The 25295-nt window shown below is 71.2% G+C and carries 25 protein-coding genes, 1 tRNA gene and 1 pseudogene; 12 read left to right on the top strand and 15 right to left on the bottom strand.

Translation table 11 applies throughout. The features are described 5' to 3' along the window. Nucleotides 1-294 precede the first annotated feature (294 nt). Nucleotides 295-522 carry a hypothetical protein gene (locus tag EOE48_RS09825; RefSeq protein WP_127728621.1) on the top strand — a complete coding sequence of 76 codons (228 nt, stop codon included), beginning with the start codon at nt 295-297 and terminating at the stop codon, nt 520-522. Between the two features lie 283 nt (nt 523-805). Then, nucleotides 806-1480, top strand: a complete 675-nt coding sequence (locus EOE48_RS09820) for a winged helix-turn-helix domain-containing protein (protein WP_425463647.1) — start codon at nt 806-808, stop codon at nt 1478-1480. A gap of 164 nt (nt 1481-1644) precedes the next feature. Here the strand turns inward: EOE48_RS09820 and EOE48_RS09815 are convergent, their stop codons facing one another. From EOE48_RS09815 to EOE48_RS09805, 3 genes are all read right to left on the bottom strand, one after another. Beyond that, nucleotides 1645-2391, bottom strand: coding sequence for a sigma-70 family RNA polymerase sigma factor (locus EOE48_RS09815; RefSeq protein ID WP_127728619.1), 747 nt, complete (start codon nt 2389-2391; stop codon nt 1645-1647). Between the two features lie 284 nt (nt 2392-2675). After that, nucleotides 2676-3071, bottom strand: coding sequence for a CsbD family protein (locus tag EOE48_RS09810; RefSeq protein ID WP_127728618.1), 396 nt, complete (start codon nt 3069-3071; stop codon nt 2676-2678). A 116-nt stretch (nt 3072-3187) separates the two neighbouring features. Further along, nucleotides 3188-3391: a CsbD family protein gene (locus EOE48_RS09805; RefSeq protein ID WP_127728617.1), complete on the bottom strand. Its 204-nt coding sequence runs from the start codon at nt 3389-3391 to the stop codon at nt 3188-3190. Nucleotides 3392-3570: 179 nt separating this feature from the next. Between EOE48_RS09805 and EOE48_RS09800 the strand changes: the two genes are divergently transcribed. Further along, nucleotides 3571-4818 carry an Hsp70 family protein gene (locus EOE48_RS09800; protein WP_127728616.1) on the top strand — a complete coding sequence of 416 codons (1248 nt, stop codon included), beginning with the start codon at nt 3571-3573 and terminating at the stop codon, nt 4816-4818. A 10-nt stretch (nt 4819-4828) separates the two neighbouring features. Here EOE48_RS09800 and EOE48_RS09795 read toward each other — a convergent pair whose 3' ends face one another. Beyond that, a complete protein-coding gene (locus EOE48_RS09795) occupies nt 4829-5830 on the bottom strand; it encodes an asparaginase (protein ID WP_127728615.1) in 1002 nt (333 codons plus the stop codon). A 164-nt stretch (nt 5831-5994) separates the two neighbouring features. Between EOE48_RS09795 and EOE48_RS30205 the strand changes: the two genes are divergently transcribed. Then, nucleotides 5995-6117, top strand: a complete 123-nt coding sequence (locus EOE48_RS30205) for a hypothetical protein (RefSeq protein WP_281292743.1) — start codon at nt 5995-5997, stop codon at nt 6115-6117. A 458-nt stretch (nt 6118-6575) separates the two neighbouring features. Here the strand turns inward: EOE48_RS30205 and EOE48_RS09790 are convergent, their stop codons facing one another. Beyond that, nucleotides 6576-7154, bottom strand: coding sequence for a response regulator (locus tag EOE48_RS09790; RefSeq protein ID WP_246154092.1), 579 nt, complete (start codon nt 7152-7154; stop codon nt 6576-6578). A gap of 371 nt (nt 7155-7525) precedes the next feature. On the opposite strand from EOE48_RS09790, the gene EOE48_RS09785 reads away from it, so the two are divergent. Together EOE48_RS09785 and EOE48_RS09780 are read left to right on the top strand one after the other, a co-directional pair. Further along, nucleotides 7526-7747: a hypothetical protein gene (locus EOE48_RS09785; protein ID WP_127728614.1), complete on the top strand. Its 222-nt coding sequence runs from the start codon at nt 7526-7528 to the stop codon at nt 7745-7747. Nucleotides 7748-7918: 171 nt separating this feature from the next. Next, nucleotides 7919-8215 carry a hypothetical protein gene (locus tag EOE48_RS09780; protein WP_127728613.1) on the top strand — a complete coding sequence of 99 codons (297 nt, stop codon included), beginning with the start codon at nt 7919-7921 and terminating at the stop codon, nt 8213-8215. Nucleotides 8216-8342: 127 nt separating this feature from the next. On the opposite strand, the gene EOE48_RS09775 is transcribed toward EOE48_RS09780, so the two are convergent. After that, nucleotides 8343-10097 carry an MFS transporter gene (locus EOE48_RS09775; protein WP_127728612.1) on the bottom strand — a complete coding sequence of 585 codons (1755 nt, stop codon included), beginning with the start codon at nt 10095-10097 and terminating at the stop codon, nt 8343-8345. A gap of 748 nt (nt 10098-10845) precedes the next feature. Between EOE48_RS09775 and EOE48_RS09770 the strand changes: the two genes are divergently transcribed. The 5 genes from EOE48_RS09770 to EOE48_RS09750 all read left to right on the top strand — a co-directional run bounded on the left by EOE48_RS09770 (nt 10846) and on the right by EOE48_RS09750 (nt 16140). After that, entirely contained in the window at nt 10846-11349 is a 504-nt protein-coding gene (locus EOE48_RS09770; RefSeq protein ID WP_127728611.1) for a hypothetical protein, read from the top strand. 414 nt (nt 11350-11763) lie between these two features. Continuing rightward, a complete protein-coding gene (locus EOE48_RS09765) occupies nt 11764-12621 on the top strand; it encodes a GNAT family N-acetyltransferase (RefSeq protein WP_127728610.1) in 858 nt (285 codons plus the stop codon). A 139-nt stretch (nt 12622-12760) separates the two neighbouring features. Further along, the gene (locus EOE48_RS09760) at nt 12761-14062 is read left to right on the top strand and encodes an MFS transporter (protein ID WP_127728609.1); all 1302 of its coding nucleotides are present in this window, start codon (nt 12761-12763) and stop codon (nt 14060-14062) included. Between the two features lie 423 nt (nt 14063-14485). Continuing rightward, a complete protein-coding gene (locus tag EOE48_RS09755; protein WP_127728608.1) occupies nt 14486-15376 on the top strand; it encodes a dihydrodipicolinate synthase family protein in 891 nt (296 codons plus the stop codon). Nucleotides 15377-15489: 113 nt separating this feature from the next. Continuing rightward, nucleotides 15490-16140 (top strand): LysE family translocator, encoded by a 651-nt coding sequence (locus EOE48_RS09750; RefSeq protein ID WP_127728770.1) that lies wholly within the window; start codon nt 15490-15492, stop codon nt 16138-16140. A gap of 211 nt (nt 16141-16351) precedes the next feature. Here EOE48_RS09750 and EOE48_RS09745 read toward each other — a convergent pair. The 7 genes from EOE48_RS09745 to EOE48_RS09720 form a co-directional block, all read right to left on the bottom strand. Further along, nucleotides 16352-16429 (bottom strand) — tRNA-Pro (locus tag EOE48_RS09745). Nucleotides 16430-16521: 92 nt separating this feature from the next. After that, nucleotides 16522-20115, bottom strand: a complete 3594-nt coding sequence (mfd, locus tag EOE48_RS09740) for a transcription-repair coupling factor (protein ID WP_127728769.1) — start codon at nt 20113-20115, stop codon at nt 16522-16524. 48 nt (nt 20116-20163) lie between these two features. Then, on the bottom strand, nt 20164-20289 hold the full coding sequence (locus EOE48_RS30200; RefSeq protein WP_281292742.1) for a hypothetical protein: 126 nt from the start codon (nt 20287-20289) through the stop codon (nt 20164-20166). A gap of 131 nt (nt 20290-20420) precedes the next feature. After that, nucleotides 20421-21041, bottom strand: a complete 621-nt coding sequence (locus EOE48_RS09735; RefSeq protein WP_127728607.1) for a Shedu anti-phage system protein SduA domain-containing protein — start codon at nt 21039-21041, stop codon at nt 20421-20423. After that, on the bottom strand, nt 21042-21296 hold the full coding sequence (locus tag EOE48_RS09730; protein ID WP_127728606.1) for a hypothetical protein: 255 nt from the start codon (nt 21294-21296) through the stop codon (nt 21042-21044). Nucleotides 21297-21401: 105 nt separating this feature from the next. Further along, on the bottom strand, nt 21402-21698 hold the full coding sequence (locus EOE48_RS09725) for a succinate dehydrogenase assembly factor 2 (protein WP_127728605.1): 297 nt from the start codon (nt 21696-21698) through the stop codon (nt 21402-21404). Nucleotides 21699-21781: 83 nt separating this feature from the next. Beyond that, nucleotides 21782-22147 (bottom strand): hypothetical protein, encoded by a 366-nt coding sequence (locus tag EOE48_RS09720; protein WP_187371369.1) that lies wholly within the window; start codon nt 22145-22147, stop codon nt 21782-21784. A gap of 138 nt (nt 22148-22285) precedes the next feature. On the opposite strand from EOE48_RS09720, the gene recG reads away from it, so the two are divergent. Further along, nucleotides 22286-24451, top strand: coding sequence for an ATP-dependent DNA helicase RecG (recG, locus tag EOE48_RS09715; RefSeq protein ID WP_127728604.1), 2166 nt, complete (start codon nt 22286-22288; stop codon nt 24449-24451). A 3-nt stretch (nt 24452-24454) separates the two neighbouring features. Here recG and EOE48_RS09710 read toward each other — a convergent pair whose 3' ends face one another. Both EOE48_RS09710 and EOE48_RS09705 read right to left on the bottom strand, forming a co-directional pair. Beyond that, the gene (locus EOE48_RS09710; RefSeq protein WP_127728603.1) at nt 24455-24793 is read right to left on the bottom strand and encodes a response regulator; all 339 of its coding nucleotides are present in this window, start codon (nt 24791-24793) and stop codon (nt 24455-24457) included. Nucleotides 24794-24957: 164 nt separating this feature from the next. Next, nucleotides 24958-25295, bottom strand: a pseudogene (locus EOE48_RS09705) (phosphoglycerate dehydrogenase); the annotation flags it as partial.

Below are 25295 nucleotides of genomic sequence, written 5' to 3'. Positions count from 1 at the left end.
CCCGGCCAAGCGGCGCACATCCTCGCACCACGCCCAGCAACGGCGAGACGACGAAGGGGATCCGATCAGTCGAGGCACGACCGCGATCGAGCGGGCGGCGAACGGCGGACAATCGACCGCAGACCAGATCCGGTCGTGCGATCGTCCGACGCGCTTCCGCACTGCCGTGCGGGCCCCGGCCCGGCGCGGATGATCGTCTCGCACCTGGCTGATGGGGCCCCGGACGCAATCGGCGGGTAACAGTCGCGCGTCACAGCGGCCCGCAGGATCCCGCCCCGGTCGAGGAGGCCCATCATGCCCCGTCCCATCGTCACCGCCGAGCCCGAGACCGGACGGGCCTCCTGGCATCGCGACCTCGCCGCGCTGGAGCGGCTGCTGCGCGCCTCCCGCGCGCCGGCTCCGAGCCGCGAGAGGCTCGCGGCCCTGATCGAGGCGGAGGCGCCCGGCGCCCTGCCCGCCGCCACGCGCGACCGTCTCGCGGCACGTCTGGCCGCCTACCTCGGCGGCGAGACGGCGCCGTGAGTGGGTTGTCCTAACCCTGCCAGGCAACGGCGGCAGTTACGCACAGATCGGCCGCCCGGCGGCCGGTCCGGAACGTGGACGGCCCGGGGCTTCGCCGGCATGGTTCCCGCTTCATTCGGCCCGGTTCGGGCCGGTCACCGTCACTTCGGGGGCGTCACGCTGTGATCATCGTCGGATTCAGAGGCGCCGGCGGCCCGGTCCGCGGCGCGACGGAGGGCACGCCGTGACCGGCGCCGGCCTCCAGCGGATCGTCGTCGTCGACGACGAGGCCGATGCCCGCGCGATGGTGGGCGACTACCTGCGCATGCACGGGTTCGAGGTGACGCTGTGCGACGGCGGCGGCGCCCTGCGCCGGCATCTCGCCGGCGCGACGCCCGACCTCATCGTGCTCGACCTCAACATGCCGGAGGAGGACGGGCTGTCGATCGTGCGCGACCTCAAGGCCCGCAGCGCGATCCCGATCATCATGCTGACGGCGACCGCGAGCCCGATCGACCGGGTGGTCGGCCTCGAACTCGGCGCCGACGACTACCTGCCGAAACCGTGCGAGCTGCGCGAGCTGGTCGCCCGGGTCCGCTCGGTGCTGCGCCGGTCGGCGGCGCAGGCGCGCCCCGTGGAAACGGCGCCGCCCGTGCGCGAGGGCCGGGGCTGGAGCCGGTTCGGCCGGGTCGAGGTCGATACCGAGACCCTGCGCCTGCGCGACGAGGCCGGCACCGAGCAGGTCCTGACCCGCTCGGAATTCGCCCTGCTCAAGGCGTTCCTCGACAACCCGAAGCGGGTGCTGAGCCGCGAGCGCCTCCTCGACCTCGCCGACGCCCGCGACCCCGAGGCGTTCGACCGGGCGATCGACGTGCGGATCAACCGGATCCGCAAGAAGGTCGAGCCCGATCCGGGCAATCCGCGCTTCATCCGCACGGTCCGGGGGCTCGGCTACGTCTTCCGGCCGGAGGGCGACTGACGTCCCTTCCGGAACCGTCATACGATTTCCGATTGATCGCTCGGCGATCCCTCCGGGATCGCATGCGCGATGCGGAAATCGGCTTCGCTCAAGCGTGTGGAGCCTCCGGCTCCACCGCGCGGGCTGGTGATACGGATTTCGGAACGAAGCGTCCGGAATCCGCATCAGCCCTCGGCGGCGACGAAGCCGGCGCCCATCGCCGAGCGGGTGAGGCGGTCGGCACCGAGTTCGCCGCCGCTGTAGCCGAGGATCTCGGCGAGCTTGTCACGGGCGCGGCAGACGCGGCTCTTCACCGTGCCGACCTTGCAATCCATCAGGGCGGCGGCTTCCTCGTACGACATGTCGCCGACCGCCACGAGGAGCAGGGCCTCGCGCTGCTCGGCCACGAGCTTGCTCAGGGCGGTCTGCAGGTCCTGCACGTCGAGCCGGTCGCCCTGGTTGGGGGCCGAGACCAGCCGGGCGGAATAGATGCCGTCGCCGTCCTCGACCTCGCGGGCGCGCTTGCGGTGCTCGGAATAGAACGCGTTGCGCATGATCGTGAACAACCACGCGTTGAGGTTGGTGCCGTCCTCGAACCGGTTCTGGTTCTGCCACGCCTTCAGCATCGTGTCCTGCACGAGGTCGTCGGCGCGGGCGGCGTTGGCGGTCAGGGTGAGGGCGAAGCGCCGCAGGGCCGGGGCCGCCGCGATGAGATCGTCGCGGAAGGAGTCCGTCGCCGACGCGCCCTGGGCCGCCAGCGCCTTCTCGAGCCGCGCGATCAGGCTGCCGAAGCTGGCCGGCGCCTCGACCTCGCCGAGAGAGGCGTAGACCGCCCGCAACTGCTCGCCGAGATGCTCCTGGATCGCGGCGGACATCGCGGGGGCTGTCGCCGGGAGGGGTTTGGACCGGCCGGAGGGGGGAGGCTGGGTCATCGGTCTTTCGGCTGGCGCAAGTTCGCACCAAGCTAGACCATATCGAGCCCCCGCGCGAGGGGGCTGTCCTCATCGCGCGGGGCCATCGATTCAGCGATTGTCCTGCGGTCGCCCGCAGGGCGACGCTCCATGCCGGGCGCGCAGAGCGGAGCGAAAGCCAAGTGAGCGGACGCGAACGCCGGCGCCTGAGGCGGAGCAAAACACCAGGGCAATCGCTGTAAAGCGATTGCCCTGCCGCATCGCGGGCCGCGCCGTCCCCGGGGAGCGGCGCGGCCTGACTGGCTTCAGCGGCGGCCGCGGACCAGCCAGCCGGTCACGAAGGCGAGGCCGGCGACCAGCAGCAGCGTCTCGGCCGGCTTGGCCTCGGTGCGGTGGCGGATCCGGCCGGCGGCGTGGCGGCCGCGCGAGCGCGTCTCGTCGTAGAGGTCGCGGCCCCGCGAGCGGGTCTCGTCGTAGAGATGACGGCCGCGCTCGCTGATGTCCTCCGCGAGGGCCGCGCCGTCGCGCGACAGGTCCTCCGCCGTCCGGCGCCCGCGCCCGTAGACGTACTGGGCCCCGCCGACGACCTGGTTGAACGCGCCCTCGGCCTGCGGCCGGACCCGTCCGGCGACGGCGCCGATGGCGGTCTGCCCGCGGCCCTTGAGGTGACGCAGGCCGCCTTCGATCTGATCCCTGTTCATGCCGGTCTCCCGAAAATGAAACGGCCGGCCCGGCGACTGCGCCACGGCCGGCCGATGAACCCGATCAGGGCCCGGGCGCCGCGCGCCCGAAACCCCTTCTTGCCTCGCGCGGCGGCTCAGAGCTTGCTCTTCACCGTGTCGGCGGCGTGCTTGATGCCGTCCTTGGCATCGCCGACGGTCTTCTGGCCCTCGCCCTTGAGCTCCTGGGCCTTGCCCTCGGCCTTCAGCTTCTCGTCGCCGGTCAGGTTGCCGATGCCCTGCTTGACGTTGCCGACCGCCTCGTTGGCGAGACCCTTGATCTTGTCGGTCGTGCTGCTCATGGGATCGATCTCCGAGTTGTGCAGTTGCTGAACTGCTTCGCCCCCAAGAACCGCTGGGTCAGGCGATTGTTCCTCGACGAAAGGCGTTCGCCGCCGGCTGGACCGCGAGCGGCGAAGCCTGTAGGGGCTCGCCCCTCCCGGCGCGGCCCGTCCCGCCCGACCCCCCGGATCCCTGCACCATGGCGGCCTGCGGCCTCGACTTCGGCACCTCGAACACGACCCTCGGGACGCTCCGCGGCGGCCGCCCGGCCCTGGAGGCGCTCGAAGGCGAGGCGGTCACGGTGCCGAGCGCGATCTTCTTCCCCCGCGCCGGCGAGGCGGCGATCGGGCGCGCCGCCATCGCGGCCTATGTCGAGGGCGTGCCGGGCCGGCTGATGCGCGGCCTCAAGTCAGTGCTCGGCTCGTCGCTGCTGGAGGAGACGACGCCGGTCGGCCGGGCCCGGATCTCGTTCCGGACCGTCATCGCCCGCTACCTCGCCACCGTGAAGGAGCGGGCCGAGGTCCGCGGACGGGCCGACCTCACCCGGGTCGTGCACGGCCGGCCGGTCCACTTCGTCGACGGCGACCCGGAGGGCGACCGCCGGGCCGAGGCCGCCCTGGAGGCGATCGCCCGGTCGGTCGGCTTCCGCGAGGTATCGTTCCAGTACGAGCCGATCGCCGCCGCCCTCGACTACGAGAGCGGCCTCGACCGCGAGGAGGTCGCGCTGATCGCCGATATCGGCGGCGGCACCTCGGACTTCTCGGTGGTGCGGCTCAGCCCCGCGCGGCACGCCCGGACCGAGCGCGGCGGCGACATCCTGTCGAACGACGGCGTGCGGATCGGCGGCACCGACTTCGACCGCTTCCTCAGCCTCGGCGGGGTGATGCCGCTGCTCGGCCTCGGCAGCCCGATGAGGCGCCCCGGCCTCGACGTGCCGTCGTCGTACTTCCACGACCTTGCGACGTGGTCGAGCATCAACCGCCTCTACGACGGCCGGACTTTGCGCGAGGTCCAGGGCCTGCGCCGGGAGGTGGCGCGGCCCGACCTGCTCGACCGCCTCGCCACCGTGATCGAGCTGGAACGCGGCCACACCCTCGCGATGGCGGTCGAGGACGCCAAGATCGCACTCGCGGGGGAGGGGACCGCCCGCCTCGACCTCGACTGGATCGAGGCGGGCCTCGCCGCGCCGCTGACCCGCGCCGACCTGGAGCACCACACCGCCGAGCAGGCCCGGCGCATCGGCGCCCGCACCGCCGCCTGCCTGCGCGAGGCCGGCCTGGGGCAGGGCGACATCGACGCGCTGTTCCTCACCGGCGGCTCGACCCGGCTGCCGCATGTCCGCGCCGCGATCCTCGCCGCCGTGCCCGACGCCCGGGTGGTCGAGGGCGACACCTTCGGGTCGGTCGGCACCGGGCTCACCATCGAGGCGGCCCGGCGCTACGGGTGAGGGCGCGGGCTCAATAGGTCGCGAACATCTCCGCCACCTGGGCCGGGTCGCGGGTCACCGTGAGGGCGAGGGCGAGCAGGATGCGGGCCTTCTGCGGCGTCAGGTTGTCGGCGCCGAGAATGCCGCGCTGGCGCAGCCGGGTGGTCGACGGGACCACGCCGCTGCCGGCCCGGGTCGACTGCACCACGATGATTCCGGCGGCGGCGGCCGCTTCGAGGGCGTCGGCCTCGGCCGGCGGGGTCATGCCGGGGGCGAGACCGGCCGAGACGAGGCCGCGGGCGCCCGCCGCCACGAAGGCCCGGACCGCGGTGCCGTCGGCCCCGGCATAGGCGTAGGACACGTCGACCCGCGGCAGCGCGTCGAGGGGCCGGAGGTCGAACGGCGTGCCGGGGGCGTGCCGGCGTTCGGAGGCGCGGTAGTAGAGCACGCCGTCGCCGTCGACCTGCCCGAGCACGCCGAAATCGGGGCTGCGGAAGGTCTGGAGCCGGGCGACCGAGGTCTTGGTCACCTCGCGGGCGGCCTGGATCTCGTCGTTGAGCACCACCAGCACCCCGCGCCCGCGGGAGGCCGGCGCGGCGGCGGTGCGGACCGCCGCGACGAGGTTGAGGCCGGCATCGCTCGACAGCGCGCTGATCGGGCGCTGCGACCCGACCACCACGACCGGCAGGGGAACGGTGAGCGTCAGGCTCAGCGCGTAGGCGGTCTCCTCCAGGGTGGCGGTGCCGTGCCCGATGACGATGCCGGCGAGGTCCGGGTGCTCGGCCGCCACCCGCTCGCACAGGAACACCAGGTCGCGCCATTCCGGGAAGCCGATCGCCGGGCTGGTCACCGCCCGGAACCGCACCGGGATCACCTCGGCGGCCCGCCGCACCTCCGGTACGGCGTCGAGGATCGCGTCGGCCTCCAGGCGGCGGTCGGTGGCGGTGTAGTCGAGGAGGTCGAGGCTGTCGCGGCCGATCGACGAGATCGTTCCGCCGGTTCCGATGAACGCGACCTTCGGGAGAGGGGACATGAACGGACGTTTCCTCGTGGTTGCGGCCTCGCAGCGCCTGCGAGAACCGGGCCGCGCGCTCCACCGCCCGCGAGACCCACCCCCTCGCCCCCGACATGGCGGCAAAACCGGAACAGGGCGCCGCCCGTGAGGTTGACGAGCCACAACCTGTACGCGAGGATTCCATGGCGAAACTGCCGCTCACCCTCGGCCTCGCCGCCGCCGTCCTGGCGCTCGTCGTCGCCCGCCGCACCCTCGCCGAGGGTGCCCGCCAGATCCGCCAGGGCGGACAGGCCAAGCCGGGCTGAGGAACTCGTACGGTTTCCGATTGATCGCTCGGCGATCCCTGCGGGATCGCTTCGCGAAGCAGAAACCGGCTTCGCTCAGGTGTGTGAAGCCTACGGCTCCACCGCGCGGGCTGGTGATACGATTTCGGGAAGGAATCTTCCGGAAATCATATCAGTTGCTCACCGGCATGGCCGTCCCTTGCGGATGAAACGGGATCGCGGATTTTCTGCACCCGTTGCAGCCATCGAAGACAGTTTTCGTCTTAGCGCGGGTCCCCCTCTCCCGAGTGGGAGAGGGGACAGGGGTGAGGGTGGCTCGGGTGCAGAATCAGGCCCAACGGCTGAGCTGTGCAGCTCGACCTTCAGGTCTCCATTCTGCATCGTCTCCACCCTCACCCCTACCCCTCTCCCACCCGGGAGAGGGGATCCCGCGCTCAAAATTTCTGATTTAAAATCAATCGTTTGCAGCCGGTTTCTATTTAGTCGACCGGCGGAGGCGGGTTGCGCACCGCGTGGTCGACCTGGGCCAGGACGTCGACCGCCTGCCAGGGCTTGGGCAGGTAGACGACGTTGTCGGGCAGGGCATCGGTGCGCACGTCGGGGAAGCCGGAGGTGACGACGAGCCGGACGCAGGGCCACAGCTTGCTCACCGTCTCGGCGAGGCGCAGCCCGTCCATCCCCCCGGGCAGGCGCACGTCGGTGAACAGCATCGCCACGTCGCCGCCGCGCTGGCGCAGCAACTCGACCGCGTCCTCGCCGGTCTCGCAGGCCACCGCATCGAGCACCGTGTCCTGCAACAGCGAGACGGCGAGGTCGCGCACCGAGGGATCGTCCTCGACCACGAGGACGAGCTTCATCGGCGCGGCGTCCCGGGTCCCGGCGCCGCCCTGGGCCGCCTCGCGGTCGATCAGCATCTGGGCCAGTTCGCGCAGGCGGTCGGGCAACGGCTCGTGGTCGGCCGACCCGTAAGCCTCCACGAGCCCGCGTCCGACCCCGTGCAGGATGGGCTTCGACGTTCCGTCATAGGCCGCCTGATAGAACCGATCGGCTGGACGCATACACCCTCCTCCTCCGGAGCACGCGCCGTCCTGCGGCCTCCGAGTCCACGCTTGATCCAGGTTAACGCATCGTCTGGAAGAAGAATGAGCGGCCGCGGAGATGGTTTCAGCCTTGGCTGCACCGAATACCCGGGCGCGGCGACCGCGGCCGCGCCGCCGGCCGGAGTAAAACCCGAAGCCGAGACGTCCGCGCGGCAAGTCCGCTCCGTGGATCCGGCAGGTCTGCACGGCGCCCCGATGGTGCGACGTCGCCCCGGCGACCGCCCGGGGCCGGATGCCGGTAACCCCGGACGATTCGCCGATTCGAGGCCGCGCCCTATATTCCCCCGCGGCTCGTCCACGCGAGGCCGGAGGGGTGGAGGAAACGGACCGTGACCCACGACGACAGCAGCGCCCGCGATCGCGCCGAGACCCGTCAGGCGCAGGCCCAGATGCGGGCGGCCCAGGGCGCCGAGGCGATGGCGGAGTATCGGGCCCTCGCGGTGGCGGAAGACGCCAAGACCGTGCGCCTGCGGGCGCTGCGACTGGCGCGCGACGCGGCCGAGGCCGCGGCACCCAAGCCGGTCGCCGCCAAGCCGCGCCGGCGCGGATAAGGCACCCGAGCCGCGCCGGCGCGGATAGGGCACCGCCCCTTTACCGTGATCCGATAAAGCTGTGCCGTTTCGCTGCAACCGTTCGACCCGTCGCGACTTATCCATGGCAGAAGGGTGGCGGCGACCGCGACGTCTCGCGCCCGCCGACGATTCAGTGACGGGGATGACATCATGCGTGCGCGTTTCGGCGCCCGGCTCTGCCTGCTCGCCCTCCTGACGGCCGCGTCCGGCGCCGTCGGGCTGGCGCTGCCCGCGGGTGCCGCCCCCGCGGTCGACAAGGCCCCCGTCGCGGCCAGCGCGAAGTCGGTCGCGTCCAAGTCGACCGCGAAGGTCGCCGCCGGCGATCCGGCGACCACCGCCACCACCCACGACGACGGGCAGGACGACGGCAACTGCACCACCTCGCGCAAGCGCCTGTGGGTCGACAGCGAGGGCTGGATCGTCCGCCGGGTCACCACCTGCCGCTGAGCCCGGCCGCGGCGCTCGCGAGACACGAAAAACCCCGCCTCGCGGAGAGGCGGGGTTTTTCGTGTCTCGTCGCCGGTTCTCGTCGCCGGCCGGGGCCGGGCGCCGTGGCGCCCGGCGTGGGGGACGGTCAGCGCGACGGCTCGCCCTCGTAGGTGAAGATGTCGCGATCCTTGGTCTCCGGCACGAACAGCAGGCCGATGACGAAGGTGAACAGCGCGATCACGATCGGGTACCAGAGGCCGTAGTAGATGTCGCCGGTCTGGGCCACCATCGCGAAGGAGGTCGCCGGCAGCAGGCCGCCGAACCAGCCGTTGCCGATGTGGTAGGGCAGCGACATCGAGGTGTAGCGGATCCGGGTCGGGAACAGCTCGACCAGGGCGGCGGCGATCGGGCCGTAGACCATCGTCACGTAGAGGACGAGGATCGTCAGGATCGCGATCACCGCGAGCTTCTGGCCCGAGAAGATGTCGACCGGGTTGGCGGCCTTGACCGCGCTCGGGTTGCTCGCCGCCGGATAGCCCGCCTCGGTCAGCGCCGCCGGCACCGCCTTGGCGAAGGTCGGGTCGCTGACCGCGAACTCCTTCGTGCCGACGCTGACCGTGGTCGGCGTGCCGGCCGGGACCGGCTCGGTGCGGTAGGCGACCGCGCCGCGGGCCAGCAGCGCCTTGGCGATGTCGCACTCCTTGGTGAACTTGGCGGTGCCGACCGGGTTGAACTGGAACGAGCAGTCCTCGGGGTTGGTCTTCACCACCACCTGGACGCTGGTCTGGGCGGCGTGCAGGGCCGGGTTGGCGTTGGCGGTGAGCAGCTTGAACAGCGGGAAGTAGGTGACCGCCGCGATCAGGCAGCCGCCGAGGATCACCGGCTTGCGCCCGATCCTGTCCGACAGGGCACCGAAGAACAGGAACCCGCCGGTGCCGAGGATCAGCGACCACGCGATGAGGACGTTGGCGGTGAACTGGTCGATCTTGAGGATGCTCTGGAGGAAGAACAGGGCATAGAACTGGCCGGTGTACCAGACCACGGCCTGGCCGGCGGTGAGGCCGAGCAGGGCGAGGAGCGCCCACTTGGCGTTGCGCCACTGGCCGAACGCCTCCGAGAGCGGCGCCTTGGAGTGGGTGCCCTCCTCCTTCATCTTCTTGAAGGCCGGGCTCTCGTGCATCTGCAGGCGGATCCAGACCGAGATCAGCAGCAGGGCGACCGAGACCAGGAACGGAATGCGCCAGCCCCACACCTGGAACGCGGTCAGCGTCGTGGTGGTGCCGTCGGCGTTGGTGATGACGGTGGCCGGGTAGGCGCTGTTCACGTAGCCCTGGGTCGACAGGATGATGATGAGCGACAGCAGCAGGCCGAGGGTGGCGGTGGTCTGGATGAAGGCGGTGTAGAAGCCGCGGCGGCCCGGCGGGGCATGCTCGGCGACGTAGACCGCCGCACCGCCGTACTCGCCGCCGAGCGCGAGGCCCTGGAGCATGCGCAGGACGAGAAGCGTCGCCGGGGCGAGCCAGCCGATGCCGTAGGCGCTCAGCGTGGTGTAGGAGGGCAGCAGGCCGACCGCGAAGGTCGAGATGCCCATGATCAGGATCGTGATCAGGAAGGTGTGCTTGCGCCCGACCATGTCGCCGAGCCGGCCGAACACCAGCGCGCCGAACGGCCGCACGAGGAAGCCGGCCGCGAAGGCGAGCAGCGCGAAGATGTTGCGCGTCGCCTCCGGGTAGGCCGAGAAGAACTGCGCGCCGATGACGGCGGCGAGCGAGCCGTAGAGGTAGAAGTCGTACCACTCGAACACGGTGCCGAGGGACGAGGCGAGGATCACTCGCTTCTCCTCCCGGCTCATCGGGCGGGCGGCGGCGGCCGACTGCCCGACAGCGGATGCTGTTGCCATGGGGGCGTTCCTCCTGATGCGGGCTCGGACAGGCCCGGCGGCGGCCCGCGCGCCGCCATGATGCCGGTTGGCCGCGACACGCTGCCGGGGCGGGATCCGATCGACCCGCTCTTCTCGGTGCGCGCACGCAGTCACGACATGGCGTAATCCAGGCTCGACAGTGGCCCAATGCTCCATTCGTCGTGAGACTTCCGTCGTGAGACTTCCGTCGGGTGGGCCGGGCGGTGGACGGGCCCCCTTGCGGTGCCGGCGAGGGACCCGACGAGGGCCGGTCCCAGGGTCCCACCCCGGCCGGCTCGACCCCTGGGAGCGCTGGCCGGGGTGGGGAGCGAACGCGTGTGCCCTGCACGGCGACCGTCCGGGGGCGACGTGGAGCAGAGGCTCCCGTCGCGCGGCCGGCCCGTCGAAAATTGATGTTTCGCAGTCGATCGCCGGCCAGAATCCAGTCAGGCGAGCCGAACAGCGCTGCACATCCGCTCCATATTGCGGAATCACAGAAATATTATTTATATTATGCGCAATATAACGAAATATAAATCTCTCTAAAGCAATTCGAGCAGATGATTCCCACGCAAGAACAGCCACATGCTGGCACTTGCTCGCTTCACGTGGTCGACATCACTGAATATTCCAAAATGCGGTGGTACTTTTCCAGAATCGATTGGATTGACCCTTTCCATGATCTGTTTATCCTGCCAATTCCCGAGGATGAGCCGCGCTCAAAATCAATAATACCCAGGAGTCCACGATGACAATCTCCCTTCGTGTCGTCGGAATATTTTACGATCGCTCTGACATTCCTGACAGCGGCACTCAAACAGTGAAGGATGTTCTTGATTATGCCGTGAAGAATCCCGGATCTAAAGATCTTCCATCCGACAATTTCAAATATATAACCAGCATTACCGATCCAGGCGCGCTCATGAAACCGAGCGTCAGTGCCTTTTTCTCGAATTACGCCAGTAATTTCACCAGTCCGACCAGCCGTCTGACATATTTGCGAGGTGAATATTTCCTTTCCGAGTCGCTGGTGGAGAATCCAAGCTATGAAGTCTGGCAATTTTACGTGTTCGATGCCAATGGCGTCCCGATGATACCCACTCCCCGGATCTCTTCTTTCGTCGATGTCCAGGTGCCGGACGGCGGGCGCGTCGTGTGGCGTCTCGTCAAGATCCTGGCGGCACCCAACCGCGTGCCCACGGTGTATCGAACGGCGTTCGGCCTGGGAGATCCGAGCCAGGCGGTAGTCTGATACGAAGTCCGGAAGATCGCTTCCGGACTTCGTATCATCGGCCCGCGCGGCGCGTGAGCGAAATCGATGCCCGCATCGCGGAGCGATCCCGGAGGGATCGCCGAGCGATCCATCGGATTTCGTATGATGCAGCGGCAGAGAGGACGCGGGAGCATCCTCCCACCAAGCGGAGACCGGATCGGCGCATGAGGCGCATCACGATCGAAGACCTGAAGCACGGCCCCATGGCAGCGTGACCGGGCCGTGCTCCGACCCGTTCGGCGCTGGCGCAGGGCCCCGACGGCGTCAGGCCAGACGGCGCGTCGGCCGTGCCCGCTGCCCCGGGGCGCCGTGACCCTCACCGTGTCCGGGCCGGGCCCCTGGCCCGGTCTGCGCGGCTGCGGCACAAGGGGCCGGTTCGCGAGGAAGCCCGCCATGTCTCCCGTCACGCCCGGTCCGCGCCCGAGCCTCCGGACGATGCGCCCGGACGACCTCGCCCTCGTCCTCGACTGGGCCGCCGCAGAGGGCTGGAATCCCGGGCTCTCGGACGCCGCCGCCTTCCACGCCGCCGATCCCGGCGGCTTTCTCCTGGCCCTCGACGGCGGGAATCCGGTCGGGGCGATCTCGGTCGTGGCCTATGGCGACGCCTTCGGCTTCCTCGGCCTCTACCTCGTGCGGCCGGAATTCCGTGGGCAGGGGATCGGCACCGTCCTGTGGTCGGCCGGCCTCGCCCGGCTCGGGGCGCGCAGCGTCGGCCTCGACGGCGTGGTGGCGCAGCAGGCGAACTACGCCCGCTCCGGCTTCGCCGCCCTGCACCGCACCCTGCGCTTCTCCGGCACGCCCGCGGTCCCGGCCGGCCCGCCGGCGGGGCCGTGGGACGGAAGCGACGTCGCGGAGATCGCCGCCTTCGACGCGGAGCATTTCGGCGCCCCGCGCCACGCCTTCCTGCGCGGCTGGCTCGCGGCGCCCGGCCATCGCGTCGCGGTGAGCCGGCGCGACGGACGCATCGACGGCTACGGCGTCGTCCGGCCGTGCCGGGAGGGGTTCAAGATCGGGCCGCTCTTCTGCGCCTCGCGGGCGACCGCCGAGACCCTGTTCGCGGCGCTCGCCGCCGCGGCCGGGGAGGGGGCGACGCTCGTCCTCGACGTGCCGGAGCCGAACCGCGACGGCCTCGCCCTCGCGCGGGACCACGGCCTCGCGCCGGTCTTCGAGACCGCCCGGATGGTGCGCGGGCCGGCGCCCGACCGGCCGCTGGCGCGGATCTACGGCGTCACCACGCTCGAACTCGGCTGAGGTCGGGGCAACGGGCGGCCGTCGCGGGCCGGTCAGGCTGTACGCCCCGTTGCCGGGGTCGCTCGACTTGCGCGCATCGTCCAAACCGGTCCGCAAAGCGCGTCTGCGACCTTCGCCCCGGGAACCGACGGGGGGTCGCATGGCGGGCACGATGGAGATGGCGGGCCTCGGCCCCTTGGCGGTCGCGACGCGGCGGCGCGAGCGCGACGGGCTGCTCGCCGGGGCGGTCGGCAACCTGCTCGAATGGTACGACTTCGCGATCTACGGCTATTTCGGCGCGATCCTCGGCCGGGCGTTCTTCCCGGCCGAGAACCCCACCACCTCGCTGCTCTCCGCCCTCGCGGTCTTCGCCGCGGCGTTCTTCATGCGGCCCCTCGGCGGCATCCTGTTCGGGCATATCGGCGACCGCCACGGCCGCGGCCGGGCGCTGGTGCTCTCGGCGGCGCTGATGACCGTCTCGACCGTCACCATCGGCTGCCTACCGACCTACGAGACCGCCGGGCTCGCCGCGCCGGTCCTCCTCGTCGTGCTGCGGCTCGCCCAGGGGCTGTCGGTCGGCGGTGAGTACACGTCGTCGGTGATCTTCCTGGTCGAGCGCAGTCCGGCCCGGCGCCGCGGCCTGTTCGGCAGCTTCGCCTGTTCGAGCGCGGGCGGCGGCATGCTGCTCGGCTCCCTCGCCGGGGTGGGGGTGACGTCCCTGCTGGAGCCGGCCGAGGTCGCGGCCTGGGGGTGGCGCATCCCGTTCCTGCTCGGCCTTGGGCTCGGCCTGTTCATCCTCGTCCTGCGCCGCCGCCTCGGCGAGGAGGCGGCGCAGGACGCTCGCGACGCCGCGCGCTCGCCGCTGCGCGAGGCGCTGGCCACCGAGGGCGGCACGATGCTGCGGGCCGGCCTGATGACCATGGCGCCGGCCGCCTCGTTCTACATCGCGTTCGTCTACCTCGTGACCTTCCTGCAGAGCCAGGACGGGGTGACCGAGCACGCCGCCTTCCTGCTCAACACCGTCGCCATGCTGATGGTGATCGGCGCGACGCCGCTGATGGCGGCCCTGTCCGACCGCGTCGGCCGCAAGCGCCTGCTGACCGTGCTGACGGCGGGCCTCGCCGTGGCCGGGTGGCCGCTGTTCTCGCTCATCGACACCCGGTCCTGGCCGCTGATCCTGGCCGGGCAGGCCGGCTTCGCGGTGCTGGTCGGCGGCATCCTGGCGCTGCTGCCGGCGACGCTGGTCGAGATGACGCGGGCGCGCACCCGCTGCACCGCGATGGCGGTGAGCTTCAACGCCGCCATGGCGCTGTTCGGCGGCACCGCCCCGATGGTCGCCGCCGCCCTGGTCCAGCGCGCCGGCCTGCCGACCTCGCCGGGGCTCTACATCGCCGCCCTGGCGGCCCTGTCCCTCGTGGCGGTGGCGACGCTGCGCGACCGTACCGGGCAGCCGCTGGACTGATCCCAATGGCCCAAGATGCTGGCGCATCGACGTCGATCTCGGGCAAGCCCGAGATCGGCAGGCCATTGGTCCATAGGATACGGATTTCAGAGGATTCGTTCCGAAATCCGTATCACCAGCCCGCGCTTCGCCTGAGCGGAGTCGAAATCCGCATCGCGAATGCGATCCGCCAGGATCGCCTGAAGCGATCATCCGGATTTCGTATGACACCCGGGCCTGTGGATCCCCGAGCAGGCGGGTCCGGACCCCGGCGGTGAGATCCGCGTGCGCCCCGGGTTCCTGCCAACTGGCCCACCGCGATCGCGCGGAACCGGCTGTTCCCGGCGGGCCAGCCTGCCGGTATGGGTCCCGGCACCGGAAGCCGGACGCCCGCTCGCTCGGCATGCGGAGCCGGAACCGGCGTTCATCCTCGGCGGGTCTGCGATGTCGATCTTCTACGGGCTTTCAGCGTTCCTCATCACGCCCACCGACGAAGGGGGGCGTGTGGACACGCACGCCCTTGCCACGCTGCTTCGGCGGCTGGAGGAGGCGGGAGTGGACTCGATCGGGCTCCTCGGCAGCACCGGCACCTACGCCTACCTGACGCGGGTGGAGCGGCGACGGGCCATAGAGGCCGCGGCCGGGTGCGTCGGCGGCCGCGTACCGCTCGTGGTCGGGGTCGGGGCCCTCCGGACGGACGATGCCCAGGATCTCGCGCGGGATGCGCAGGCTGCCGGGGCCGATGGATTGCTGCTCGCACCCGTCTCCTACACGCCGCTCACCGACGAGGAGGTGTTCCAGCACTTCGCAGCCGTGGCGGCGGCGGTCGACCTGCCGCTCTGCATCTACAACAACCCGGGCACGACACACTTCAGCTTCAGCGACGATCTCCTGGCACGCCTCGCCGGGGTGTACGGCATTGCCGCGGTGAAGAACCCCGCTCCTGCGCCGAGCGAGGCGCCGGCAGCGGTCGAAGCCCTCCGCATGCTCCTGCCGGCCGGTTGCGCCGTGGGCTACAGCGGCGACTGGCACGCGGCGCAGGCCGTGCTTGCGGGCGGCGTGGCGTGGTACAGCGTGATCGGGGGCCTCCTTCCACGCCCCTCCCTCGCCCTGATGCGCGCGGCCCAGGCAGGCGACGCGGCAGAGGTACGGCGGCTCAACACGACCTTCGAACCGCTCTGGGACCTGTTCAAGCAACACGGAAGCCTGCGGGTGGTCTACGCTGCGGCGAACCTGTTGGGGCTGACCGATGCGCAGCCTCCCCGACCGATCCTACCCCTCGGCGCGGCAGAACGGGGACGCCTCGCACGGGCGCTGAGCGCCCTGGAGGCCTGACGACGCCGCAGGAGCGATCGACCCCGCTTGCGTTTGAACCACCCTGCATGGATGGCGAAACCTCGACGCTCAATCCAGGCACCTGTCCACTGCTGCCATGGGACGGCCTCGTCATGCCAGACTTATCTCACATCGCCCTCTACTGTGCTGCGGCCCTGGTCCTTGCTGTCACGCCCGGCCCCGGCATCTTCTACGTTGCGGCGCGCACGCTCGCAGGCGGCCGAGCCGAGGGCGTCGCCTCCGGATTCGGGACCGGGCTGGGCGGCATGGCCCACGTCCTGGCGGGCAGCCTCGGCGTGTCGGCCCTGGTGCTAGCGAGCGCCGAACTGTTCACAACGCTCAAGCTGCTCGGCGCCGCCTACCTCGTCTGGATCGGCATCCGCACCATGGGGTCGGCGCGCCGGGAGGCCGCGAAGACGCTGGCCGGTGGGCCGGCGACGCCGCCGATGGGCACGAGGCGCGCCTTCCGCGAGGGTGTGTTGGTCGAGGCGTTGAACCCGAAGACCGCCGCCTTCTTCCTGGCGTTCATCCCGCAATTCGTGGACCCGCACGCGGGCGGCGTCGCCGCGCAGTTCGTGGTGCTCGGCTCCATCTCCGTCGCGCTCAACACGCTGGCCGACATCGGGGTCGCCTACGCGGCAAGCGGCATCCGGGCGGGCGCGGCAGCGCACCCAGATCTGGTTCGCCGCCTTCGCGAGGGATCGGGTGCAGCGATGGTTGCCCTGGGACTTGGTCTCGCGCTGGCGAAGCGTCCCGCCAACTGAGTGTTGATCCGCGACGGGTCGACGGCGGACGCGCCGAGCTTCCGCCACGGGTCGGAAGTCGATGCACGCAGGGTCAAGCTGACGGAGTGCCGACTCGCGCGGCGCTCGCTCAGCACCTCGCAGGCGAAAGGCGCCTCACGAGAGAAGCGCCTCATCTTGCAAACCACCGCTGGAAGCAGCCCCACGACCCCGGCCAAGTCGTTGAGATAAATGGTCGGAGCGAGAGGATTCGAACCTCCGACCCCTAGTCCCCCAGACTAGTGCGCTAACCGGGCTGCGCTACGCTCCGACACGTCCCTCGCGGGCCGGTGGGTGATATCGCCGCCCGGGTTCGGGCGCAACCCCCTTTCGCGAGGCGTAGGGAGACGGGATGGGCCCGCCTCACGCCGCCTTCCTGCGGGTCACCAGACCGGCGAGGTCGCGCAGGATCGCGGTGGTCTCCTTGAGGCGGTCGGCCACCGTGGCGAGGTCGCGCACGAACACGATGCTCATGTCCGGCCGCACCTTGGCGAAGGAGCCCTGCGCGGTGACGTAGGTCACGAGCTTCTGCGGCGCCGCGAAGGCGCGATCGCGGAAATGCATCACCACGCCCTTCGGGCCGGCCTCGACCTTCTCGACGTTGGTGGCGCGGCACAGGATCTTGATCGTCACGATCTTGAGCAGCTGCTCGACCTCCGGCGGCATCGGGCCGAAACGGTCGATCAGCTCGGCGCCGAAGCTCTCGAGTTCGGCGTCGTTCTCCAGCGTCGCGAGACGGCGGTAGAGGCCGAGCCGCACCGACAGGTCGGCGACGTAGTCCTCCGGCATCGTGACGGGGCTGCCCAGCGCGATGGTCGGCGACCATTGCTCGTCGGTCGGCACCGCGTTGCCGGACTTGAGCGCCGCCACCGCGTCCTCCAGCATCTGCTGGTAGAGCTCGTAGCCGACCTCCTTGACGTGGCCCGACTGCTCGTCGCCGAGCAGGTTGCCGGCGCCGCGGATGTCGAGGTCGTGGCTGGCGAGCTGGAAGCCGGCGCCGAGGGTGTCGAGGCTCTGGAGCACGCTCAGCCGCCGCTCCGCCTGCACCGTCAGGGTCTTGCCCTCCGGCGTGGTGAACAGGGCGTAGGCCCGCGCCTTGGAGCGCCCGACCCGGCCGCGGAGCTGGTAGAGCTGAGCCAGCCCGAACATGTCGGCGCGGTGGACGACCAGCGTGTTGGCGGTCGGGATGTCGAGGCCCGATTCGACGATGGTGGTGGCGAGCAGGATGTCGAACTTGCCCTCGTAGAACGCGGTCATCACGTCCTCGAGCTGGCCCGCCGCCATCTGGCCGTGGGCGACCGCGACCTTGGCCTCCGGCATCTCGCGGTCGAGGAAGCGCTTGACCTCGTCGAGATGCTCGATGCGCGGCACGACGTAGAACGACTGGCCGCCGCGGTAGCGCTCGCGCAAGAGCGCCTCGCGGATGGTGAGCGGATCGAACGGCGTCACGAAGGTGCGCACCGCCAGCCGGTCGACCGGCGGGGTCGCGATGATCGAGAGCTCGCGCACCCCGGTCATGGCGAGCTGGAGCGTGCGCGGGATCGGCGTCGCCGACAGGGTGAGGACGTGGACCTCGGCCTTCAGCGCCTTCAGCCGCTCCTTGTGGGCGACGCCGAAATGCTGCTCCTCGTCGATGATGATGAGGCCGAGATCCTTGAACTGGATCGCCTTGGCCAGCAGCGCGTGGGTGCCGACCACGATGTCGACGGTGCCGTCGGCGAGCCCGTCGCGGACCTTCTTCAGCTCGGCGTTGCTGACGAAGCGCGACGCCTGCGCGATGTTGACCGGCAGTCCTTTGAAGCGGTCGGCGAAGGTGCGGTAGTGCTGGCGCGCCAGCAGGGTGGTCGGCACCACCACCGCGACCTGCTTGCCCGAGATCGCGGTGACGAAGGCGGCGCGCAACGCCACCTCGGTCTTGCCGAAGCCGACGTCGCCGCAGACGAGGCGGTCCATCGGCCGGCCGGAGGTGAGGTCGCCGAGCGTCGCGGCGATCGCCGCCTCCTGGTCCTCGGTCTCCTCATAGGGGAAGCGAGCGGCGAACTCGCCGTAGGTGCCGTCCGGCGGCTCCATCCTGGGCGCGTGCTTGAGGAAGCGCTCGGCCGCGACCTTGATGAGAGCGCCGGCCATTTCGAGGATGCGCCGCTTCAGCCGGGCCTTGCGCGCCTGCCAGGCGCCGCCGCCGAGCTTGTCGAGCGTCACCTCGGCATCCTCGGAGCCGTAGCGGGTCAGGAGCTCGATGTTCTCGACCGGCAGGAGCAGCAGGCCGCCGCTGTACTGGATCTCCAGGCAGTCGTGCGGCGCGCCGGCGGCCGTGATGGTCTTGAGGCCGACGAAGCGGCCGATGCCGTGGTCGGCATGGACCACGAGGTCGCCGGGGGCGAGCGCCTGCACCTCCAGGATCACGTCCTGGGGCCGCTTGGCCTTGCGCTTGGGCCGCACCAGCCGGTCGCCGAGGATGTCGCCCTCGGCGATTACCGCGAGCTGGCCCGTCGTGAAGCCGGCCTCCAGCCCCCAGACCGCGACGCCGACGTCCTGGCCGCGGCGCATCGCCAGGATGTCGGACAGGCGGGTGATCGACTTGGGCTTGGGCAGGCCGTGATCGGCGAGCACGCCGCACAGGCGGTCGCGCGAGCCCTCCGACCACGCGCCGAGGATGACGTGGTGGCCGCCGGCCTGGAGGTCGCGGACGTGCCCGACGGCGGCGTCGAAGACGTTGACGCCGTCCATCGCCCGCTCGGGGGCGAAGCTGCGGGCGGGCTGGGCCTCGCAGTCGATCACCCCGGGGCCCTCCGGCACCGCGAACGGGTTGAGGCGCACCACCGTCGCGGTGGCGCTGCGCTTGGCCCACTCGGTCGGCGACAGGTAGAGCGCGTCGGGCGCCAGCGGCTTGTAGGGCGCGACGCCGGCCTGCGGGGCGGCCATCGCCTCGCGGCGGGCGTCGTGATAGTCCTTGATCTGGCCGAGGCGCTCGGCCGCCGCGTCGTCGACGTTGTGGTCGAACACCAGCGGCACCCCGCCGACATAGTCGAGCAGGGTGTCGAGATGGTCGTAGAACAGCGGCATCCAGTGTTCGAGGCCGGCATAGCGCCGTCCCTCGCTCACCGTCTCGTAGAGCCGGTCGTCGCGGGTGGCGGCGCCGAAGCTGCTGACGTAGCCTTGGCGGAAGCGCCGGATCGTCTCGGTGGTGAGCTGGACCTCGCTCATCGGCACGAGGTCGAGGGAGCGCATCTGCCCGATGGTGCGCTGGGTCTCGGGGTCGAAGCTGCGGATCGATTCGAGGGTGTCGCCGAAGAAGTCGAGGCGGACGGGGTTGGGCAGGCCCGGCGGCGACAGATCGATGATGCCGCCGCGCACGGCGTATTCGCCGGTGTCGCGCACGGTGCCGGTGCGCAGGAAGCCGTTGGTCTCCAGCCACGCGACGATGCGGTCGGTGTCCAGCGCGTTGCCGGCGGCGGCGGAGAAGGTCTCGGTGGTGACGCGCGCGCGGGGCGGCACCCGCTGGAGCAGGGCGTTGACGGTGGTGGCGAGGATGCGCGGGCGCTCCTCGGACGAGCGCGAGCCGCTCAGCCGCGACAGCGCCGTCATGCGCTGGGCCGCAATGGCGGGGTTGGGCGAGATCCGGTCGTAGGGCTGGCAGTCCCAGGCCGGGAAGCTCATCACCTCGATCTCGGGCGCCACGAAGGCGAGCGCGCCCGCGAAGGCGGCCGAGCGGGTGGCGTCGCGGGCGACGTGGACGAGGACCGCCGGCCCCTCGGACAGGCCGCTGAGCGCCCGGGCGAGGTCGGCCACCACCAGGGCGTCGAACCCGTCCGGCACCCGGGCGAGGGTGGCGCCGTCGCCGCGCTTCACCGCCTCGATGGTGCGGGTGAGGGGGGCGTGCTTCGGCAGGGCGAAGCGGGCGACCGGATTCCTGGCGGGAGCTGCGGGGGTCGGCGGGGCGGGCTTCGATTTGGCCATCATGCGTCAGGTCAGGAGGGGCGGGGCCTCGGACCCCGGCAAGGCGCGTCATCCGACGAACCGCACGAGGCATCGCCGCAGGGTGACGAGGACGACCATCGCGACGGCGGCCGTGCCGGTCGCCGGGTCGGGCTCCGCGGCCGGAGCCGGCGCGTCGCGATGGGAGTGTGACACGGGGGATGTAGCGTCCCGGCCCGGGGCTTGGAAGGCCGCGCATCCCAGGAAGGAGGATTTGGCATGAACCCGATCGTCGCGCAGGCGGCGGGGCCGTCGCCGGTCTCCGTTCATCCGCATGGCCGCCGTCGTCAGGACCATGTCTTCGCGGCGGCGAGATTGTCATCCATGCTCCGCACCATCTCGTCGTAGGTCAGGACCAGGGCCGGTTGCCCCTCCACCTTGAGGTGGTCGCGTCGATGCTTGAACCGCTTGCGCTCCACGTCGTCGGCGAGGCTCGCATCGCGACCGCAGATGACGGCGTAGGCACTGGTCGTGATCGGTCCACCGAAGCCGGCCAGCAGGACCGAGTCGTGAGGGTGGTCGGCGCGGACCCAGGCCCAGTCGAGGATCTGGCTGAACCCGTGCTCGATCCGCGGCGACCATGACCGGTACTGGGCGGTACCCTTCCTGAAGATGCTCGTCGCTTCCGCGTCCTCGAATTCGACCAGCCCGAACCGGCGCTGACCATCGTTGCCCAGCACCAGATCGGTGCGGAACATCCCCTTCAGCGCGAGTTCGAACCGGATCATGTCGGGAGCCGGCAGACCGAGCGTCGACGCCAGAAGGCACGCCATGTGCCGCCGCCGTCTGATCTCGGCCACGATCGCCCTCTCGCCGACGAAGGTCACTCCGGCGAGCCACTGCTTGAAAGAGGCCAGTTCGGAATCGGCGAGCCTGAGGTCGAACCGGATCCGCTCGAAGCTGCTCATTCAAGCTTGAACGAACGAATGGTCGACGATCGAGAGGATTTCCGGCCTGCCATCGCGCGATTCCCGGCGCCACAGCACACGCTTGCCGCCGAGCCGGGAGACGAACCGGCCATCGCCGGTCGGCTTCGTCGTGGTCGGACGATCGATCTCATCGCTCGCGAACAATCGCTCCAGCGCCGACTTCTCGGCGGACGGAAGCGAGGCGAACTGTGCGGCGGCCGGATAGCTCACCGTGAACCTGCTCGTGCCCGTCATGCCGCCCTCTTCGCTGTCACCCTCGGTCCCCCTTCGGATTCGTGCCCGGCGCCGACACGGGCGGCTGGAGATGCGCAGGCCGCACGCGGGCCGGCTCGCGACGCCTCACACGTGGATCGGCGCGCCGTGCTGGTGGAACGCCTTGAGACGGCGGAAGACCGGGGTGTCGTAGTTCTCGGGCGCCGGCTCGTCGGTGCTGAGCCAGCGGAACAGGTCGCGGTCGGGCACCTCGATCAGCAACTCGAAATCGTCGAGGTCGCTTCCGGTCAGGGTGCCGATCTCGGCGTCGGCGAAGCGGCCCATCAGCAGGTCCATCTCGCGGGTGCCGCGGTGCCAGGAGCGGTAGAGGGTGCGGCGCTGGCGCGGGTCGAGGTCGGCGCTGGTGCGGGTGGTGCCGGTCATGAGTCTGTGTCTCTCGGGTCTCGTGTCTCTCGGGTGTTGCGGCCCATATGGGTGCGCCGCGTCCGGCCGCCATCGGCCGGGCGTCAGCCGACGAGGTCCTCCTCGTCCGCCAGCAGCCCGTCCTCGCTGCCGAGGAGGTCCCCCTGCTCGATCCAGGTCTCGCCGATCAGCAGGTCGGCCGCCTCCGCCTCGGCGTCGGCCGGGTCGGCCTCCTCGCCGCTGACGAGGTCGGCGGCCTCGGCGGATTCGACGTTGCGCAACGCCTCGGAGAGGAGCTGGAGATAGGTCGCCGCCGCGGACGGGCCGAACCGGGCGGCGAATTCCTCGTGCGCGACCGTGACCATGGTCTCGATCACCGCCTGGGGCGGGCTGCCCTTGTCGATCACCCCGTCCAGAACGGCGCGCCAGGCCAGCGAGAGCTGCTCGCGAAGTTCGAGGGTATCGTCCACCGAGCGGCTCCGGGCTTCAGGGGTCGAGGATCGCGCTGCCGGTCTTGGCTGTCAAATCGCACCGCAGCGCCGTGCCGCGCCGCAGCGGGGCCGGGCTCGTGTATACCGCCCCGGTCGCCGCCGTCCCGCCTGCCCTCGATGTCCCTGCGTCCGTCCCTCCTCGATCCGCTCTTCGCTCCCGCCACGGTGCTGCCCGGGGCCGGCCCCAAGATGGCGGCGCTGATCGACCGCCTGCTCGGCGGGCCGGAGCGGCCGGCGCGGGTGATCGACCTGCTGTTCCACCTGCCCTACGGCGGCGTGGCGCGGGCGCTGCGCGGCTCGATCGCCGAGGCGCCGCCGGGCGAGCCGGTCACCCTGGCGGTGACGGTGGTGGCGCACCGGCCGCCGCAGGCGGGGGCCGGGCGGCGGCCGTTCCGGGTGCTGGTGGAGGATGCGTCGGGCGACGTGAGCCTCGTGTTCTTCAACATGCCGCGCGGGCGGATCGAGAAGATGCTGCCCCTCGGCGCCCGGCGCTACGTCTCGGGGCGGATCGAGCTGTGGGACGGCTTTCGCCAGATGGTGCATCCCGCCCGCATCCTCGACGAGAAGGGCTTCGCCGACCTGCCGGCGGTGGAGCCGGTCTACGGCGCCACCGACGGGCTGACCTCGCGGGCGATCGGCAAGCTGGCCCAGGGCGCGCTCGCCCGCCTGCCGGCGATGCCGGAATGGCAGGATCCGGCCTGGCTCGCCCGCCAGACCTGGCCGCCCTTCGCCGAGGCGCTGCGGGCCGAGCACAACCCCGAGACCGCGACGTCCGAGACGGCGACACCCGCCGAGCCCGAATCCGGGGCGCGGCCCGGGGCCGAGGCGCGCGAGCCGGCGGCCACCGCGACGCGGCGGCGGCTGGCCTACGACGAGCTGCTGGCGAGCCAGCTCGCCCTGGCGCTGGTGCGCAGCCGGATGCGGCGGGCGCCGGGGCGGACCAATACCGGCGACGGCGCGCTGTCCCGCCGGATCGAGGCCGGGATGCCGTTCCGGCTCACCGGGGCGCAGACCCGGGCGCTGGCCGAGATCCGCGGCGACATGGGCTCCGACCGGCGGATGCTGCGGCTGCTCCAGGGCGACGTCGGCTCGGGCAAGACCGCGGTGGCGCTGCTGGCCATGGCCTCGGCGATCGAGGCCGGGCGGCAGGCGGCCCTGATGGCGCCGACCGAGATCCTCGCCCGCCAGCACGCCGAGCGCCTGCGCCCGATGGCCGAGGCGGCCGGCCTGCGCCTCGCGCTGCTCACCGGGCGCGACCGCGCGGGCGAGCGGCGCACGACCCTCGCGGGGCTCGCCGACGGATCGATCGACATCGTGGTCGGCACCCACGCGCTGTTCCAGGACGACGTGGTCTTTCGGGATCTCGGCCTCGCGGTGGTCGACGAGCAGCACCGCTTCGGCGTCCACCAGCGCCTCGCCCTCGGCGCCAAGGGCGCGGCGGTCGACATCCTGGTGATGACCGCGACCCCGATCCCCCGCACCCTGGCGCTGACCTATTTCGGCGACATGGAGGTCTCGGTCCTCGACGAGAAGCCGGCCGGGCGCCAGCCGATCGCGACGCGCCTCGTCTCGTCGGAGCGGATCGACGAGGTGGTGGCCGGGCTGGAGCGGGCGCTCGCCCGCGGCGACCGGGCGTACTGGATCTGCCCGCTGGTGGCGGAGTCGGAGTTCGTCGACCTCGCCGCCGCCGAGGAGCGGTTCGAGGCGCTGCGGCTGCAATTCGGCGACGCGGTCGGGCTCGTCCACGGCAAGATGAAGGGACCGGACAAGGACGAGGCGATGGAGCGCTTCGCCGCCGGCACCACCCGGATCCTGGTCTCGACCACGGTGGTCGAGGTCGGGGTCGACGTGCCGGAGGCGACCATCATGGTGATCGAGCACGCCGAGCGGTTCGGGCTGGCGCAGCTCCACCAGCTCCGCGGCCGGGTCGGGCGCGGGTCGGGCGCCTCGACCTGTCTGCTCGTCTACAAGGGCCCGCTCGGGCAGGTGGCGCGGGCGCGGCTGGAGATGATGCGCGAGACCGAGGACGGCTTCCGCATCGCCGAGGAGGATCTGCGCCTGCGCGGGGAGGGGGAGGTGCTCGGCACCCGCCAGTCAGGCCTCGCGGCGTTCCGGCTGGCGCGGCCGGAGGCGGACGGCGACCTGCTCGTCGCGGCCCGCGACGACGCCCGCCTCATCGTCGAGCGCGACCCGTCCCTCAAGGGCGAGCGCGGGGAGGCGCTGCGGGTGCTGCTCTACCTGTTCGAGCGCGACGCGGCGGTGAAGCTGCTGCAGGCGGGCTGAGGCTCAGAAATCCGGCTCGTTCAGCACCCGGGTGCCGATGCGGCTCTGGAGGTCGATCGGGGCGCCGGGGCCGACGCGGTCGTCGACCACGATCACCGGGATGCCGGCGCCGTGCATCTGCTCGCGCAGGCGCTCGGTCTTGGTGCGGAAGGTGCCGTTCTCCCGCGGCGGCATGTGCAGCAGGACCGCGGCGGGGCGGGGCATCATCGCCAGCACGTCCTCGGCCGCGTCGAGGGACGCGGTCACGCTGGCATAGCCCAGCCCGGCGAGCTCGGCCGACAGGGCCCGGTCGACGGCGCGATGGCCGTCATCGACGACGAGAACTTTTTGCAGCGCAACCATGGCGAAGCGTTAGCCGATCCCGCGCCTCTCGTGAAGGCACCGCAGCAAGAACGTTGGTAGCCGCCAAAAGTTCACCACGCGCGATGGCGAGGAACCCGGAGGACACGGCAAGGTTGTGCCCGCGGCACCCCGCCGCACACCATGCGGCGGGGGCGAATCCGCCCTCAGCGGCGCTCGTAGAGCAGGCGGGCGCGGATCGTGCCCTCGATCGCCCGGATCTCGTCGAGCACCTGCTCGGCGTTGCCGTCGACGGCGTCGGTCTCCAGGACGACGTAACCGATCTCGCCGTCGGTCTGGTAGAACTGCGCCGCGATGTTGATGTCGCGCCGCGAGAAGACCTCGTTGAGGCGCCGCAGCATGCCGGGCAGGTTCTGCTGGACGTGGATGTAGCGGGTGCCGGCCGGCCGCGTGGCGAGCTGCACCTGCGGGAAGTTCACCGCGCCCTCCGTCGAGCCGATGTCGGAGTAATCCACCAGCTTGCGCGCCACCTCCGACCCGATCC

Origin of the sequence: Methylobacterium oryzihabitans (genome assembly GCF_004004555.2) — a bacterium.
Lineage (GTDB): Bacteria > Pseudomonadota > Alphaproteobacteria > Rhizobiales > Beijerinckiaceae > Methylobacterium > Methylobacterium oryzihabitans.
Note: the sequence above shows the minus strand (reverse complement) of the source record. Positions and strands in the feature narration are given on the sequence as shown.